The following is a 15,430-nucleotide window of genomic DNA, read 5'->3' as shown; positions in this document are numbered from 1 at the left end:
GTCTTGGCAGTGACGGACGGCGGGCACTCCGGGGTACGGTCGCGCGTTGGAAGGGCGGGGACACCCGTCCCATTTGTCATGCACGCCATGCACCAGGAGGCACCCAGCGATGTCGGACACGCAGACCGGCGCAGAGCAGCGCGGGGAGCAGATTCTCGCCGTTTTCGACACCGCGTTCGGCGAGCTCCTCGCCGCCGATCCCGCCGCGTTCCGGGTCAAGTTCCGCAAGATGGCGGGCTCCGCGTTCGCCTTCTACCGAGGCTCGGCCGGTCTGTTCTACGCCGATCTGGACCGCGAGCAGAACGCCGGCCCGTATGTGGACGAGCGGACCAGCCGGGTGTGGATCCACGGCGACCTGCACGCCGAGAACTTCGGCACCTACATGGACGCCAACGGCCGGCTCGTGTTCAACGTCAACGACTTCGACGAGGCCTACGTCGGCCCGTTCACCTGGGACCTCAAGCGCTTCGCCGCCTCCGTCGCCCTGATCGGCTACGCCAAGGCACTGGGCGACGACCAGATCTCCGAGCTCGTCCGGGTCTTCGCGAACGCCTACCGCGAGCGGATCCGCGCCCTGGCGACGGGTGCCAAGAACGACGAGGTGCCGCCCTTCACCCTGGACACCGCCGAGGGCCCGCTGCTCGGCGCGCTGCGTGACGCCCGGTCCCTGACCCGTTTCGGCCTGCTGGACTCGATGACGGAGATCCGGGACTCCGAGCGCCGGTTCTCCGCGGGCGGGGGTGCGATCGACCTGGACGCCGCGACGCGGTACAAGGTGCTCGCCGCGTTCGACGGCTATCTGGAGACGCTGCCGGAGTCGAGCCTCACGCGGCCCGACTCGTACCGGGTCAAGGACGTCGTCGGCCGCCGCGGCATCGGCATCGGGTCGGCCGGCCTGCCCTCGTACAACATCCTCCTGGAGGGCAACAGCGACGCCCTGGAGAACGACGTGGTGATCTACCTCAAGCAGGCGCAGACACCGGCGGTCTCCCGGCACATCACCGACGCGGCGGTGCGCGACTACTTCCAGCACGAGGGGCACCGCACCGTGATCTCGCAACGCGCCCTCCAGGCGCACGCGGACCCGTGGCTGGGCTGGACCGAGCTGGACGGGTCCGGTCAGCTGGTCGCCGAGGTCTCGCCGTACGCGGTCGACCTGGACTGGTCCGACATCGACGAGCCCGAGGAGTTCGCGGAGGTGATCGCCGACCTCGGCCGGGCCACGGCCACGATGCACTCGGCGGCGGACGACGAGAGCGGGCACACCCTGGTGCCGTTCTCCACGGAGCGCGCGATCGACGCGGCCATCGCGGGCGACGAGGAGGGCTTCGCGGAGCTGCTGGTCGACTTCGCGCACGACTACGGCGCCCGCGCGCGGGCGGACCACCAGATCTTCGTGGACCTCTTCCGCAACGGCCGGATCCCGGGCCTGTAGGCCCTGCGCCCGCGGATCCTCACGGCTCCCATACAGGAACGCATGGCACACTCTCCGGCGATGGACGTATCAGGGACGCAGATCAGAGCGGTACGCGCGGCGCTGTTCACCGCGCTCGTCGTCACGCTCTCGTCCGCCTCCCACGTGCTGCTCTCCCGGGTGCCGCTGCCGGTGACGGCGGTGGCGCTGCTGGCCGGCGCCGTCTTCGCCGTGGCGTTCGCGCTCGCGGGCCGGGAGCGCGGCTTCGGGGCCATCGCCGGGCTGCTGGTTCCGCTGGAGCTGGCCGCCGACACGGTCTTCACCACCGGCCAGCACCTCTGTTACGGGGCGGCGGGCGGCCCGATCGCGGGTCCGCTGCGCTCCGTGGGCGTGGACGTGCTCTGCGGCGGTGAGGCCGGGGCGGACCCCGACGGGCTCACGGGTGTGGCCGCGGTCGGCACACCCCTGGCCGGGGTGGCCGGCACGGGCGGTCACGCCGCTCTGCTGGCCTCGCCGGGGCCTGCCGTGCCGTGGCTGCTGCTGGCCGCGCACGTCACGGTGGGCCTGCTGGCGGCGGCCTGGCTGCGCCGGGGCGAGTCCGCGCTCGCCGGGCTCCTGCGCTCCGCGGCCGACTTCGCGTTCAGGCCGCTGCTGACCGCGGCCGCCGTGGCGCGGACGACGGGACGACGGGCCCGCCCGGGCATCCGCCGCACCGGACGCCCGCACCCGCTCGCCCCGGTCCGCCTCCTGGTGCACTCCGTGGGACGGAGGGGTCCTCCGCGCTCGGCACAGGCCTTCGCCTGAGCACGCGGAACGACCCCCGAGCCACCACCCCCACGTCTACGGAGCACACCCATGAGCAGTCGCAACAGCCAGGCCAACAAGTCCGCCGCCCGCGAGCGGCTGCGCGCGGAGCGCGAGCGCCAGGCCAAGAAGGACAGGACCCGCAAGCAGATCGTGGTGGGCGTCTCGGTCGTCGCCGTGCTGGCGGTGGCAGGCGCCGTCAGCTACGGCGTGATGCAGCTGAACAAGCCGTCCGCCTGGGAGGCCGCGGCCGACGCGAAGAACATCACCGCTCCGAAGAACACCTCGGGCGACGACGGCACGACCGTCGTCATCGGCAAGTCGAGCGCCAAGAAGACCCTGGAGCTGTACGAGGACTCGCGCTGCCCGATCTGCGCCACCTTCGAGCAGACGGTCGGCCCGACGGTCGGCAAGGACGTGGAGGCCGGCAAGTACAAGATCAAGTACGTCGGTGCGACCTTCATCGACAACTCGGACAGCGGCGAGGGTTCGAAGAACGCCCTGAGCGCGCTGGGCGCGGCCCTCGATGTGAGCCCCGAGGCCTTCCTGGAGTACAAGACCGCGCTGTACTCCGCGAAGTACCACCCGGAGGAGACCGCCGACAAGTTCGCCAAGGACAGCTACCTGATCGAGGTGGCGGACACCGTGGACGCGCTGAAGGGCAACAAGGCGTTCCAGAAGGACGTCGAGGACGGCACGTACGACGCCTGGGCGATGAAGATGTCCAAGGCGTTCGACAAGAGCGGTGTGCAGGGCACGCCGACGCTGAAGATGGACGGCAAGACGCTCACCGCCGAGGGCAGCAAGAACGCCCCGATGACGGTGGCCGACTTCGACAAGGCGGTCACCGCGGCCCTGAAGGGCTGACGGGAGAACCCGCGGCCGCTCGGGGGCCACGGGCGTAACTCCGGGCGTCATCCGGCCAACAGGCGGGCGAACTTCCTCCGTTCGCCCGCCTGTTCGCTCTACTCGCCAGTAGGGTGATCGGCCGTGACCAGACACCTCTCAGCAGCACCCAGCCGCCGCACGGTCGTCAAGGCCGCCGCCGCCACCGCGGTCGCCGTGCCCGCGCTCTCGGCCGCCACCAGCGCCCGGGCCGCAGCCGGCCCGGCCTTCCTGCACGGGGTCGCCTCCGGCGACCCGCTGCCCGACGGCGTACTCCTGTGGACCCGTGTCACCCCCGCCCCGGACGCCGTGCCCGGCTCCGGCCTCGGCGGCGACACGGCCGTGGACTGGGAGATCGCCGAGGACAAGGCGTTCTCCCGCGTCACCGCCCGGGGCACCACCGTGTCGCGTGCCGGCTCCGACCACACCGTCAAGGCCGACGTACGGGGGCTGCGCCCGGCCACGGCGTACTGGTTCCGCTTCTCGGCGGGCGACGGACAGCGGGTCCTCTCCCCCGTCGGCCGCACCCGCACGGCGCCCGCGGCCGGTGCCGCCACGCCCGGCGTCCGCTTCGGAGTGGTGTCCTGCGCCAACTGGGAGGCGGGCTGGTTCTCGCCGTACCGGCATCTCGCGGCCCGTGCCGACCTGGACGCCGTCCTGCACCTGGGCGACTACATCTACGAGTACGCGTCGGGCAGCTACCCCACCCAGGACACCGTCGTACGCCCGCACGCCCCGCTGCACGAGATCCTCACCCTGGCCGACTACCGCACCCGCCACGCCACCTACAAGACGGACACCGACCTCCAGTCGCTGCACGCGGCACATCCGGTGATCGCGATCTGGGACGACCACGAGTTCGCCAACGACGCCTGGTCGGGCGGGGCCGAGAACCACACCGCCGGCGCGGAGGGCTCCTGGACGGCCCGGGTGGCCGCGGCGAAGCAGGCGTACTTCGAGTGGATGCCGGTGCGCGCCTCCACCGAGGGAACCGTCTACCGGCGGCTGCGCTTCGGCGACCTGGCCGAACTGCACCTGCTCGACCTGCGCAGCTTCCGCTCGGAACAGGCGTCGATCGGCGACGGTGCGGTCGACGACCCGGAGCGCTCGATCACCGGGCGGGCGCAGCTCGACTGGCTGAAGGCCGGGCTCGCCGCGTCGGACGCCGCCTGGAAGCTGGTCGGCACCTCCGTGATGATCTCCCCGGTCGCCTTCGGCGCGCTGCCGGCCCATCTCCTGGCGCCCCTCGCGGAGCTGCTGGGACTGCCCGCCGAGGGGCTGGCCGTCAACGTCGACCAGTGGGACGGCTACACGGACGACCGCAGGGAGCTCATCTCCCACCTGCGTGACAGGGGGATCCGGGACACCGTCTTCCTGACCGGTGACATCCACATGGCATGGGCCAACGACGTGCCCGTGAAGGCGGCGACCTACCCGCTGTCCGCGTCGGCCGCGACCGAGTTCGTCGTGACGTCGGTGACCTCGGACAACCTGGACGACATCCTGCGGGTGGCCCCGCAGACGGTGTCGCTCGTCGCGGCGGCGGCGGTGAAGGCGGCCAACCGCCATGTGAAGTGGGTGGATCTGGACTCGCACGGCTACGGCGTCCTCGACGTGACGGCCGAGCGCTCGCAGATGGACTACTACGCGGTCTCCGACAAGACGGCGAAGGACGCGACGTCGTCCTGGGTCCGCTCCTACCGCACGCTGAGCGGCACCCAGCGGGTCGAGCGGGTGAACGCCCCGGTCCGCTGACCGGCGGACCGTCCGCGGGGGCCGTGCGCCGGAGAGCGCGCGGCCCCGGGACGGCTACAGCGTGGCGAGGAAGCCCAGCGCGACCTTCCAGGTCAGGTCGGCCGCGTCCTGGTCGAAGTCGTGCAGGTCGGGGTCGGTGTACAGGTGCCCGGCCCCGGGATAGCGGTAGACCTCGACATCGGCCCCCGTCCGCCGCATCTGGAGGTACCAGCTGTTCAGCCAGTCCGGCGACTCGAAGGCGTCCGGGTCGGCGACGTGCAGCTGCACGGGCAGCTCGTCCACCGAGGCGTTCTCGGCGATGTCCGACGTGCCGTGGAGCAGCAGCAGGCCGCGGGCCTTGTCGTCACCGAGCGCGAGGGTCTGCGCCACCGACGCCCCGAAGGAGAAGCCCGCGTACACGAGGCCCTGGTCGGAGTAGGGGGCGGCGGCCAGCACCGCGCGCTTGAGCAGCTCGTCCTTGCCCACCTCTTCCTGGAAGGCCATTCCCTCCTCGACCGTCTCGAAGGTGTGCCCCTCGAAGAGATCGGGCACGCGCACCTCGTGCCCGGCCGCGCGCAGCCGCTCGGCCGACGCGTGCACGGCCGGCCTCAGACCGTAGGTCGAGTGGAAAAGCATGATGTTCATGCGGTCCATGGTGCCAGGCGTGCCCCGACTCTTGGAGGACGACGGAATGGAGAACGTACTGCGACCGCTGCTCGTGGTGGGCGGGTCGCTGGTGATCACCCTGCTGGTGGGCTGGCTGGTCGATCTGCTGCTGCGGCGCGCCGACGGGCGGCATCGCGAGACGCCCGTCTGGGGTCTGCTGCGCCTCTGCCGGCCACCCCTGCAGGTCGTGCTCTGCACGGCGCTGCTCAGGGCCAGCTTCGGTCAGCTGCGGCTCGCCGTGGTGCGGGACCACCGGGCGGGGATCGGCCAGGTCCTGACGCTGGTGCTGATCGCGGCGTCCGCCTGGCTGGTGATCCGCGTCGCGGCCACCGTCGTGCAGTCCTCGTACGCGCGATACGCGACCGGCACCCGCGATCCCGCCCGGGTACGCCGGGTCCGTACCCAGGTCACCCTGATCCAGCGCGTGGTCACCGCCGTGGTCGCGACGGTAGCGATCGCGGCGATGCTGCTGACCTTCCCCGAGATGCGCGCCGTCGGCACGTCGATGCTGGCCTCGGCCGGTGTGCTCGGCATCGTCGCCGGTGTCGCCGCGCAGTCGACGCTCGGCAACCTCTTCGCGGGTTTCCAGATCGCCTTCGGCGACATGGTGCGCATCGGCGACACCGTGGTGGTGGACGGCGAGTGGGGCACCGTGGAGGAGATCACCCTGACCTTCCTCGCGGTACGGACCTGGGACGAGCGGCGGATCACCATGCCCGTGTCCTACTTCACCAGCAAGCCGTTCGAGAACTGGTCGCGCGGCGGGGTGCAGATGACCGGCACGGTCTTCCTCCAGCTCGACCACTCCGCCCCGGTCCCCGCGATGCGCGACAAGCTGCGCGACATCCTCGGCGAGTGCGCCGCGTGGGACGGCCGCGACTGGTCGCTGGCCGTGACGGACACCACTCCGTCGACGATCGAGGTGCGGGCCGTGGTCACGGCGAAGGACGCCGACGACATCTGGACGGTGCGCTGCGCCGTGCGGGAGCAGCTGATCGGCTGGCTGCGCGACCACCACCCGTACGCGCTGCCGCGGATCGTGACGTCCCCCGCGGCGCTGCCGCCCGGGGACCACTGGCGGGAGCTGACCGGCGCGGAGTCCGTGGGCGCTTCATCCGACGCCGGCCCCGCCGAGCTGGACAAGGCCCCGCGCACGGGCCGCGGCTGACCCGACCGCCCGGCGGAGTGCCTCAGCGCAGGCTGCGTACGTCGAGGTAGCGCAGCACCCGGTCCACGACCTCCGGGTCCGAGCCGGGTTCGCTGCGGGCCGAGAGCACCTCGTGGCGGGCGGCCGACAGCAGCTCGCGCTGGACCCGGCCGACCGCCCTGAAGCGCTCGGCGCGCTGGGCGTAGGCCTCGCGCCGCTCCTCGTCGACCATGTCGGGGCTGATGCGCGCACCGATGTCGTACGCCGCCCGCTGCAGCCTTTCCAGGACATCCTCGGGGAAGTCCTCGACGTCCTCGATCTCCTTGAGGCGGTGCCGGGCCGCCTTGGCCGCGCGGATCGCCAGTTCGCGTTCCAGGGCCTGTTCCGCGTCCGTGTCCGCCCGGACCCCGAGTCGGCGTACGAGCCACGGCAGGGTCAGGCCCTGGAAGACGAGGGTGGCCATGATGACGGCGAAGGCGATGAAGACGATCTCGTCCCGGCCGGGGAACGGCTTGCCGTCGTCCGTCTCCAGGGGGATGGCCAGGGCCAGCGCGACCGAGGCCACCCCGCGCATCCCCGCCCACCACATGACGACGGTCTCCCGCCAGCTGGTGGGGATCTCCTCGCTGTAGTCGCGCCGGGTGTGCAGCCGCTTGGCGAGCCAGGTCGCGGGCAGCAGCCACAGGAGCCGCACGCCGACGACCACGGCGACGATCGCCAGGCCCCAGCCGACGAGTTCCAGCTCACGGCCGTCCGCGGTGCCGAAGACGCTGTGCAGTTCGAGCCCGATGAGGCCGAACGCGACACCGGTCACCAGGGTGTCGACGATCTCCCAGAAGGAGCGGCCGGTGAGCCGCCCGAGTACGTCGTCGGCGTCCGCCGTGTGCTCGGCGAGGAAGAGCGCCGTGGTGAGGACCGCGAGCACGCCGGAGCCCATCAGCTCCTCGGCGAGCACGTAGCTGACGAAGGGCACCAGCAGGGTCAGGCCGACCTGGAGGGTGGCATCGCCCAGCAGTCCCATCAGCTTGATGGTCAGCCAGCCGAGCAGCAGGCCCACAGCCACGGCGACGACCGCGGAGAGGATGAGCAGCCCGAACGCCTCGGGGACCGAGAAGGTGCCGCTGACGGCCGCGGCGATCGCCACGTGGTACAGGACGATGGCCGTGACGTCGTTGAAGAGGCCCTCCCCCTCCAGGATCGAGACGAGGCGGCGCGGCAGGCCGACCGAGCCGGCGACCGCAGTGGCCGCGACGGGGTCGGGCGGGGCCACGAGCGCGCCGAGCGCCACCGCCGCGGCGACGGGCAGACCGGGGACGATCGCGTCGGCGACCGCCGCGACGGCCGCCGTCGTCACGAAGACGAGTGCCACCGCCAGCAGGAAGATCGGCCGCTTGTTGGCCGCGAACTGGCGCCAGGAGGTGCGCTGCACGGAGGCGTAGAGCAGCGGGGGCAGCAGGGCGGGAAGGATGATCTCCGGCGGGATGTCGATGTCGGGTACGAAGCTCGCGAAGGCCATGCCGATGCCGGCGAGCGTCATCAGCACCGGCGCGGGCAGACCGAGCCGCTCCCCCAGCGGCACCGTGACCACCGCTCCGAGGAGAAGCAGGAGCAGGAGTGCCATCTGGTCCACGTTGTGCCTTCCGCAGGGCGCCGGGCCCCGGGCCCGTTGATCAGCCGGTCAGGGCCCCAGCCTGCCACGCCGGCCGGGTGGACCTGCGGCAACCCTCTGCGGGCCGGGCTGTCGGAGCGCCCGGCGCACGGCCCGGTGCGGCGTCCCGGCCGCGGGCCGGGCTGTCAGAGCGCCCGGCGCATGGCCCGGTGCGGCATCCCGGCGTCGGGGAACTCGGGGCCGTACGCCTGGTAGCCGAGGCGTTCGTAGAAGCCGAGCGCGTGCGTCTGGGCGTGCAGGTCCACGGAGGCCAGGCCCAGTGTGCGGGCCTCCTCCTCGATGGCGCGGACCAGGGCGGCTCCGACGCCGAGTCCGCGTGCCGCACGGGTCACCGCGAGGCGGCCGAGCGAGCCGGCGGTGGGGTCGCCACCGGTGCGGCCGGCCGCCGCCGCGCCGTGCAGCAGCCGTCCGGTACCGAGCGCGGAACCGTCCGCGGCGACGGCGAGGACGTGCACGCACGTGGCGTCGTGGGCGTCGTACTCGACCTCCTCGGGCACCTGCTGCTCGCCGACGAAGACCTCCTTGCGCACCTGGAAGCAGGCCGCCAGGTCGCTCTCCTCCAGGGCCCTGCGGGTGCTGTACTCGACGGGCCCCGAGATCATTCGCTCTCCGCCGCGATCGTCTCCAGGGCCAGGCGCAGGTCGTCCGGGTAGGTGCTGGCGAACTCGACCCAGCTGCCGTCGGCGGGGTGCTCGAAGCCGAGCCGGACCGCGTGCAGCCACTGCCGGGTCAGGCCCAGGCGCTTGGCCAGCGTGGGGTCGGCACCGTAGGTCAGGTCGCCGACGCAGGGGTGGCGGTGCGCGGACATGTGCACACGGATCTGGTGGGTACGGCCGGTCTCGAGCTTGATGTCGAGCAGGCTGGCCGCGCGGTAGGCCTCGATGAGGTCGTAGTGCGTCACGGAGGGCTTGCCCTCGGAGGTGACGGCCCACTTGTAGTCGTGCTGCGGGTGGCGGCCGATGGGGGCGTCGATGGTGCCGCTCATCGGGTCCGGGTGGCCCTGCACCAGCGCGTGGTACTTCTTCTCGACGACGCGGTCGCGGAACTGGGCCTTGAGCAGGGTGTAGGCGCGCTCCGACTTGGCGACGACCATCAGACCCGAGGTGCCGACGTCGAGCCGGTGCACGATGCCCTGGCGCTCGGCGGCACCGGACGTCGAGATGCGGTAGCCGGCCGCCGCGAGGCCGCCGATGACCGTGGTGCCGGTCCAGCCGGGGCTGGGGTGCGCGGCGACGCCGACCGGCTTCATGATGACGACGATGTCGTCGTCGTCGTGGACGATCTCCATGCCCTCGACGGGCTCCGCGACGATCTGGACCGGGGCGGCTGCCTGAGGCATCTCGACCTCCATCCAGGCGCCCCCGTGCACCCGCTCGGACTTCCCGGCCACCGCACCGTCCACCTGGACCTTCCCGGCAGCGGCCAGCTCGGCGGCCTTGGTGCGGGAGAAACCGAACATCCTGGAGATGGCGGCGTCGACGCGCTCGCCCTCCAGGCCGTCCGGTACGGGCAGGGTGCGGACCTCGGGATACGTACTCACCTGTCGAGTATGCCTTGCGCCCACTAGTCCTTGTGCACGGTGCCGTCGGGGTCCAGGCCCTTGAAGGAGAGGATCACGATCAGGAACCCGCCGCACACGATCGCGGAGTCCGCGAGGTTGAAGACGGCGAAGTGGGCGGGGGCGATGAAGTCCACCACCGCGCCCTTGAAGACGCCGGGGGCACGGAAGATCCGGTCGGTCAGGTTGCCGAGCGCCCCACCGAGCAGGAGGCCGAGCGCGATCGCCCAGGGCAGGCTGTAGAGCTTGCGGGCCAGCCGGACGATGACGATGATCACGACGGCCGCGATGGCCGTGAAGATCACGGTGAACGCCTCGCCGATCCCGAACGCGGCACCCGCGTTGCGGATCGCGTCGAACTTCAGCCAGTCGCCGATGATCTCGACGGGCTCCTCGTGCTCCAGCTTCGCGACCACGATCATCTTGCTGATCAGGTCGAGCAGATAGGCGAGGACCGCCACCACGAGGAGTACCAGGATCTTCTTCCTACCCCGCCCGGCCGGGGTCGAGCCCTCGGAGGACTGCTGAGGCCCGGCCCCGTCGCCCCCCTCGGCGTCAGGGATGTCCGGCGTACCGATGATGCGCTCCGCCTCTGCCACGTGAGTCCCTCAACCTAGGTGCCTGACTGAGGACGAGGGTACGACACGCCCCGGCGGTCAGGGGCCTCAGGCCCCTGACCGCCGGGGCGTCCGGCGTCCTCAGCCGCGCCGCTCCTGCCTCTGCTTGTCCTCGACGCAGAGCGTGGCACGGGGGAACGCCTGCATCCGGGCCTTCCCGATGGGATTCCCGCAGACCTCGCAGAGCCCGTACGTCCCCGCGTCGAGCCTGTCGAGCGCGTGCTCGGTCTGGTCCAGGGTCTCCTGCGCGTGGGCAGCCAGGGAGAGCTCGTGCTCCCGGGTGATGTTCTTCGTGCCGGTGTCGGCGTCGTCGTCGCCCGCCCCGTCACCGGAGTCACGCATCAGGCCCGCCAGGGCCGCGCCCGACGCCTCCAGCTCGGTGCGCAGCCGTGCGGCCTCGCCGGTCAGCTCCGCCCGAGCCGCGTCGACCTCCTCCGGCGTCCAGGGGTCCTCGCCCGGCCGGACCGCGAGCTCTCCGGGGGCCGTCGCGACGCGGGCCTGCGGCACCGCCGTCGCACCGCCCTTTCCGACAGCCGTGGTCCGGCCGGCGCTCTTCTTGGCTACCACCGTGTGGGCTCCTGTCTGCTCGGCGGCCTGTGCCGCCCCCGTTGCCTTCTTCGAAGCCTTCTTGGCCGTGCTCTTCTTCGCCGCGCCCTTGCCGGCCGCGCTCTTCTTCGCCGCGCTCTTCTTCGCCGGCCCGTGGGGCGCGGGGTCCTGACCGGCCCCCTCCGGCGGTTGCGCGGCCGTCCCCTTCCGGCTCCGGGCCGTCTTCCTCGCCGGTCGCGTGACCGACTCCTCCTGGTCCGCCTCCGCGCCGGACTTCCCGCCCTCGCTCCCGGTGCTCTCCCCGGCAGCCGCAGCCGTGGATCCTTCGGACGCCGTTCTCGATACGGCGGTCTTCTTCGCCACCATGGCCGCGGCCCCTTCACATATTGTGATCTTGCACGCGAATCGTGCTGGGACGATAAATCGACCCAGGCTCCGCGGCAACGGGGCACGCCGCCGGTTCGCCCCTCCCCGCGGTCCGGCAGTGGCGCGCCTGCAAGCGTTGTGCCCAGCTCCCCGCGCCGTAATCCGCGTGACCACCCGCTCCGGCAGTACTTCCACACCGTCTGGCCATTCGGGTCACGCCCCGCCCCGAGGACGAACCGGTCGGCCGTCGCCCGTACGGGCCCGTACACTGGCCGCAGCGAGAGGCATGGACGGGACGAGTAGCGTCGTACGCAGCCAGGAGCGACCCGGGGACGGTGGGAGCCCGGGGGCGAGCGCGCCGTGAACATCACCCCGGAGCCGCCGGAAGAAAGCTTTGGACCGCGGGTTCCACCCACGGGCGCAAGGCCACTAGACCCGGCATCGCTACCCCAATGAGGGGGCCGAGGGCTCACGCCCGCGGCCAAGGAGGGTGGTACCGCGGGAGCCTGCCGGTTCTCGTCCCTCCGACGGAAGTGGAAGACGTCCGCCGGAGGAAGCCCGCACATGACATCGCCGCAGTACCGCCAGGTACCAGCCCAGGTCGACCTGCCCGCCCTCGAGCACGCCGTGCTCGACTTCTGGCGCGAGGGCAAGGTCTTCGCCAAGAGCCTCGAACAGTCCGAGGGCCGCCCCGAGTGGGTCTTCTACGAGGGCCCGCCGACCGCCAACGGCATGCCGGGCGCCCACCACATCGAGGCCCGCGTCTTCAAGGACGTCTTCCCACGCTTCCGCACCATGCAGGGCTACCACGTCGGCCGCAAGGCCGGCTGGGACTGCCACGGCCTGCCGGTGGAGCTCGCGGTGGAGAAGGAACTGGGCTTCAACGGCAAGAAGGACATCGAGGCGTACGGAATCGCCGAGTTCAACGCCAGGTGCCGCGAGTCCGTGACCCGCCACACCGACGCCTTCGCCGAGCTCACGACCCGCATGGGCTACTGGGTCGACCTCGACGACGCCTACCGCACCATGGATCCGGAGTACGTCGACTCCGTGTGGTGGTCGCTGAAGGAGATCTTCGACAAGGACCTGCTGGTCCAGGACCACCGCGTCGCACCCTGGTGCCCCCGTTGCGGCACCGGCCTCTCGGACCACGAGCTCGCCCAGGGGTACGAGACGGTCGTCGACCCCTCGGTCTTCGTCCGCTTCCCGCTGACGAGCGGCCCGCTGGCCGGTGAGGCCGCGCTGCTGGTCTGGACGACGACCCCCTGGACGCTGGTCTCCAACACCGCGGTCGCCGCGCACCCCGACGTCGCCTACGTCGTCGCGACGGACGGCGCGGAGAAGCTGGTCGTCGCGGAGCCGCTGGTCGAGAAGGCGCTGGGCGAGGGCTGGGAGCTCACCGGGCAGTCCTTCACCGGCCGGGAGATGGAGCGCTGGACGTACGAGCGCCCGTTCCAGCTCGTCGAGTTCCCGGCCGAGGCCCACTACGTCGTCAACGCCGAGTACGTGACGACCGAGGACGGTACGGGCCTGGTCCACCAGTCCCCCGCCTTCGGCGCCGACGACCTCGTCGTCTGCCGCTCGTACGGCCTGCCGGTCGTCAACCCGGTGCGCCCCGACGGCACGTTCGAGGAGGACGTCCCGCTGGTCGGCGGCGTGTTCTTCAAGAAGGCCGACGAGGCGCTCACCGAGGACCTCGCCGCGCGCGGCAAGCTCTTCCGCCACGTCCCCTACGAGCACAGCTACCCGCACTGCTGGCGCTGCCACACCGCTCTGCTCTACTACGCGCAGCCCTCCTGGTACATCCGCACGACGGCGGTCAAGGACCGGTTGCTCCAGGAGAACGAGAAGACCAACTGGTTCCCGGAGTCGGTCAAGAACGGCCGCTTCGGCGACTGGCTGAACAACAACGTCGACTGGGCGCTGTCCCGCAACCGCTACTGGGGCACCCCGCTGCCCATCTGGCGCTGCGAGGACGGCCACCTCACCTGCGTGGGATCGCGCGCCGAGCTCACCGAACTGACGGGCACGGACCGGTCGGACCTCGACCCGCACCGCCCGTTCATCGACGAGATCACCTTCACCTGCACGCACGAGAGCTGCCAACTGGAGGCGTACCGCGTCCCGGAGGTCATCGACGCCTGGTACGACTCGGGTTCGATGCCGTTCGCCCAGTGGGGCTACCCGTACAAGAACAAGGAGATCTTCGAGAGCCGCTACCCGGCACAGTTCATCTCGGAGGCCATCGACCAGACGCGCGGCTGGTTCTACACGCTGATGGCCGTCGGCACGCTCGTCTTCGACAAGTCGAGTTACGAGAACGTCGTCTGCCTGGGCCACATCCTCGCCGAGGACGGCCGGAAGATGTCCAAGCACCTGGGCAACATCCTCCAGCCGATCCCGCTGATGGACCAGCACGGGGCCGACGCGGTCCGCTGGTTCATGGCGGCCGGCGGCTCCCCGTGGGCGGCTCGGCGCGTGGGCCACGGCACCATCCAGGAGGTCGTCCGCAAGACGCTGCTGACCTACTGGAACACCGTGGCCTTCCAGGCCCTGTACGCCCGTACGTCGGGCTGGGCCCCGTCGGCTGCCGACCCGGCACCCGCCGACCGCACGGTCCTGGACCGCTGGCTGCTGAGCGAGCTGGGCACCCTGGTGGAGCAGGTCACCGCGGCGCTCGATGGCTACGACACCCAGCGCGCGGGCAAGCTGCTCTCGGCGTTCGTCGACGACCTCTCCAACTGGTACGTCCGCCGCTCGCGCCGCCGCTTCTGGCAGGGCGACAAGGCCGCACTCCGCACGCTGCACGAGGTCGTGGAGACGGTCACCCGGCTGATGGCCCCGCTGACCCCGTTCATCACGGAGCGGGTCTGGCAGGACCTGATCGCCCCGGTCGACCCGGAGGCCCCCGAGTCGGTGCACCTGTCCACGTGGCCGAAGGCGGACCCGGCTTCGGTCGACCCCGCGCTCTCCTCGCAGATGGCCCTCGTACGCCGCCTGGTCGAGCTGGGCCGGGCCACGCGCGCCGAGTCGGGCGTGAAGACCAGGCAGCCGCTGTCCCGGGCTCTGATCGCCGTCTCGGGCTTCGAGTCGCTCACGCCCGAACTGCGCGCCCAGATCACCGAGGAGCTGAACGTCTCCTCGCTGGCCTCCCTCGCCGAGGTCGGCGGCTCGCTGGTCGACACCACGGCGAAGGCGAACTTCCGCGCACTGGGCAAGCGGTTCGGCAAGGGCGTCCAGGCGGTGGCCAAGGCCGTCGCGGACGCCGACGCCGCCGCGCTCTCCCTGGCCCTGCGCGAGGGGACGGCCTCCGTCGAGGTGGACGGCGAGCAGGTCACCCTCGCCCCCGACGAGGTCATCATCACGGAGACCCCGCGCGAGGGCTGGTCGGTCGCTTCCGACTCGGGCGCGACGGTCGCCCTGGACCTGGAGATCACTCCGGAGCTGCGGGCCGCGGGACTGGCCCGTGACGCGATCCGGCTGATCCAGGAGGCCCGCAAGAACAGCGGCCTGGACGTGTCCGACCGCATCGCGGTGCGCTGGACCTCGACGTCCGCCGAGACGGCGGAGGCCCTGGCAGCGCACGCCTCCCTGATCGCGGACGAGGTCCTGGCCCTGGACTACGCGCAGGGCGAGGCGGACGACACCTACGGGACGCCGTTCCAGGACGAGGGCCTGTCCCTCACCTTCCGTCTCCGCAGGACCGAGGGCTGACCCGAACCGACCGAAAGGCCCGCCCATCCGACCGGATGGGCGGGCCTTTCACGTCTCTGCCTCACCCACTCCGTGCCGGCCGCCCCATAGACCGGTCCCGCCCGGCCGACCGCCGGTCCCGCCGGACACGGGCCGCGTGACCGCCCTGTGCCTGTGGCGGAGCGGGTCTGCCTGCGGCGGAGCGGGTGTCTGGGGCCGGAGCGCCCGGACACGGGTGGGGACAGGCCCTGTGCAGCGGCCCCGCCCACGGCAGAGGGCCGGGGGGCGGGGGGGGAGCCGGGGGCGGGCCCCGCGCGCGCGCCGGGGGGGC

Annotated in this window: 12 protein-coding genes; 6 read left to right on the top strand and 6 right to left on the bottom strand. The window is 71.8% G+C overall.

Annotated features, from left to right (window positions below; genetic code table 11):
- The first annotated feature begins 109 nt into the window (after nucleotides 1-109).
- From AB0I83_RS26055 to AB0I83_RS26040, 4 genes are all read left to right on the top strand, one after another.
- The gene (locus AB0I83_RS26055) at nucleotides 110-1,435 is read left to right on the top strand and encodes a DUF2252 domain-containing protein (RefSeq protein WP_363306337.1); all 1,326 of its coding nucleotides are present in this window, start codon (nucleotides 110-112) and stop codon (nucleotides 1,433-1,435) included.
- Nucleotides 1,436-1,495: 60 nt separating this feature from the next.
- On the top strand, nucleotides 1,496-2,218 hold the full coding sequence (locus AB0I83_RS26050) for a hypothetical protein (protein ID WP_363306336.1): 723 nt from the start codon (nucleotides 1,496-1,498) through the stop codon (nucleotides 2,216-2,218).
- A 51-nt stretch (nucleotides 2,219-2,269) separates the two neighbouring features.
- On the top strand, nucleotides 2,270-3,085 hold the full coding sequence (locus AB0I83_RS26045; protein WP_363306335.1) for a DsbA family protein: 816 nt from the start codon (nucleotides 2,270-2,272) through the stop codon (nucleotides 3,083-3,085).
- A gap of 123 nt (nucleotides 3,086-3,208) precedes the next feature.
- Entirely contained in the window at nucleotides 3,209-4,858 is a 1,650-nt protein-coding gene (locus tag AB0I83_RS26040; RefSeq protein ID WP_363306334.1) for an alkaline phosphatase D family protein, read from the top strand.
- 54 nt (nucleotides 4,859-4,912) lie between these two features.
- On the opposite strand, the gene AB0I83_RS26035 is transcribed toward AB0I83_RS26040, so the two are convergent.
- Nucleotides 4,913-5,491 carry a dienelactone hydrolase family protein gene (locus AB0I83_RS26035; RefSeq protein ID WP_356533589.1) on the bottom strand — a complete coding sequence of 193 codons (579 nt, stop codon included), beginning with the start codon at nucleotides 5,489-5,491 and terminating at the stop codon, nucleotides 4,913-4,915.
- Nucleotides 5,492-5,528: 37 nt separating this feature from the next.
- Here AB0I83_RS26035 and AB0I83_RS26030 point away from each other — a divergent pair, with 37 nt between their 5' ends.
- Nucleotides 5,529-6,671, top strand: a complete 1,143-nt coding sequence (locus AB0I83_RS26030) for a mechanosensitive ion channel domain-containing protein (RefSeq protein WP_363306350.1) — start codon at nucleotides 5,529-5,531, stop codon at nucleotides 6,669-6,671.
- 22 nt (nucleotides 6,672-6,693) lie between these two features.
- Here AB0I83_RS26030 and AB0I83_RS26025 read toward each other — a convergent pair whose 3' ends face one another.
- The 5 genes from AB0I83_RS26025 to AB0I83_RS26005 all read right to left on the bottom strand — a co-directional run bounded on the left by AB0I83_RS26025 (nucleotide 6,694) and on the right by AB0I83_RS26005 (nucleotide 11,406).
- Nucleotides 6,694-8,280, bottom strand: a complete 1,587-nt coding sequence (locus AB0I83_RS26025) for a Na+/H+ antiporter (RefSeq protein ID WP_356533586.1) — start codon at nucleotides 8,278-8,280, stop codon at nucleotides 6,694-6,696.
- A 164-nt stretch (nucleotides 8,281-8,444) separates the two neighbouring features.
- A complete protein-coding gene (locus tag AB0I83_RS26020; RefSeq protein WP_363306333.1) occupies nucleotides 8,445-8,921 on the bottom strand; it encodes a GNAT family N-acetyltransferase in 477 nt (158 codons plus the stop codon).
- On the bottom strand, nucleotides 8,918-9,859 hold the full coding sequence (locus tag AB0I83_RS26015; RefSeq protein ID WP_356533583.1) for an RluA family pseudouridine synthase: 942 nt from the start codon (nucleotides 9,857-9,859) through the stop codon (nucleotides 8,918-8,920). Before AB0I83_RS26015 ends, AB0I83_RS26020 begins: the two co-directional genes overlap by 4 nt.
- A 23-nt stretch (nucleotides 9,860-9,882) precedes the next feature.
- A complete protein-coding gene (gene lspA / locus AB0I83_RS26010) occupies nucleotides 9,883-10,476 on the bottom strand; it encodes a signal peptidase II (protein WP_363306332.1) in 594 nt (197 codons plus the stop codon).
- Between the two features lie 99 nt (nucleotides 10,477-10,575).
- Nucleotides 10,576-11,406: a TraR/DksA C4-type zinc finger protein gene (locus AB0I83_RS26005; RefSeq protein WP_356844132.1), complete on the bottom strand. Its 831-nt coding sequence runs from the start codon at nucleotides 11,404-11,406 to the stop codon at nucleotides 10,576-10,578.
- A gap of 564 nt (nucleotides 11,407-11,970) precedes the next feature.
- On the opposite strand from AB0I83_RS26005, the gene ileS reads away from it, so the two are divergent.
- A complete protein-coding gene (gene ileS, locus AB0I83_RS26000) occupies nucleotides 11,971-15,120 on the top strand; it encodes an isoleucine--tRNA ligase (protein WP_363306331.1) in 3,150 nt (1,049 codons plus the stop codon).
- Nucleotides 15,121-15,430: the final 310 nt, after the last annotated feature.

It is taken from the genome of Streptomyces sp. NPDC049970 (genome assembly GCF_040660235.1).
Lineage (GTDB): Bacteria > Actinomycetota > Actinomycetes > Streptomycetales > Streptomycetaceae > Streptomyces.
Note: the sequence above shows the minus strand (reverse complement) of the source record. Positions and strands in the feature narration are given on the sequence as shown.

Bases quoted from the DNA above. Each gene is read 5' to 3' on its own strand.
- AB0I83_RS26055 (WP_363306337.1), top strand. From the start codon at position 110: ATGTCGGACACGCAGACCGGCGCAGAGCAGCGCGGGGAGCAGATTCTC.
- AB0I83_RS26050 (WP_363306336.1), top strand. From the start codon at position 1,496: ATGGACGTATCAGGGACGCAGATCAGAGCGGTACGCGCGGCGCTGTTC.
- AB0I83_RS26045 (WP_363306335.1), top strand. From the start codon at position 2,270: ATGAGCAGTCGCAACAGCCAGGCCAACAAGTCCGCCGCCCGCGAGCGG.
- AB0I83_RS26035 (WP_356533589.1), bottom strand. From the start codon at position 5,491: ATGGACCGCATGAACATCATGCTTTTCCACTCGACCTACGGTCTGAGG.
- AB0I83_RS26030 (WP_363306350.1), top strand. From the start codon at position 5,529: ATGGAGAACGTACTGCGACCGCTGCTCGTGGTGGGCGGGTCGCTGGTG.
- AB0I83_RS26020 (WP_363306333.1), bottom strand. From the start codon at position 8,921: ATGATCTCGGGGCCCGTCGAGTACAGCACCCGCAGGGCCCTGGAGGAG.
- AB0I83_RS26005 (WP_356844132.1), bottom strand. From the start codon at position 11,406: ATGGTGGCGAAGAAGACCGCCGTATCGAGAACGGCGTCCGAAGGATCC.
- ileS (WP_363306331.1), top strand. From the start codon at position 11,971: ATGACATCGCCGCAGTACCGCCAGGTACCAGCCCAGGTCGACCTGCCC.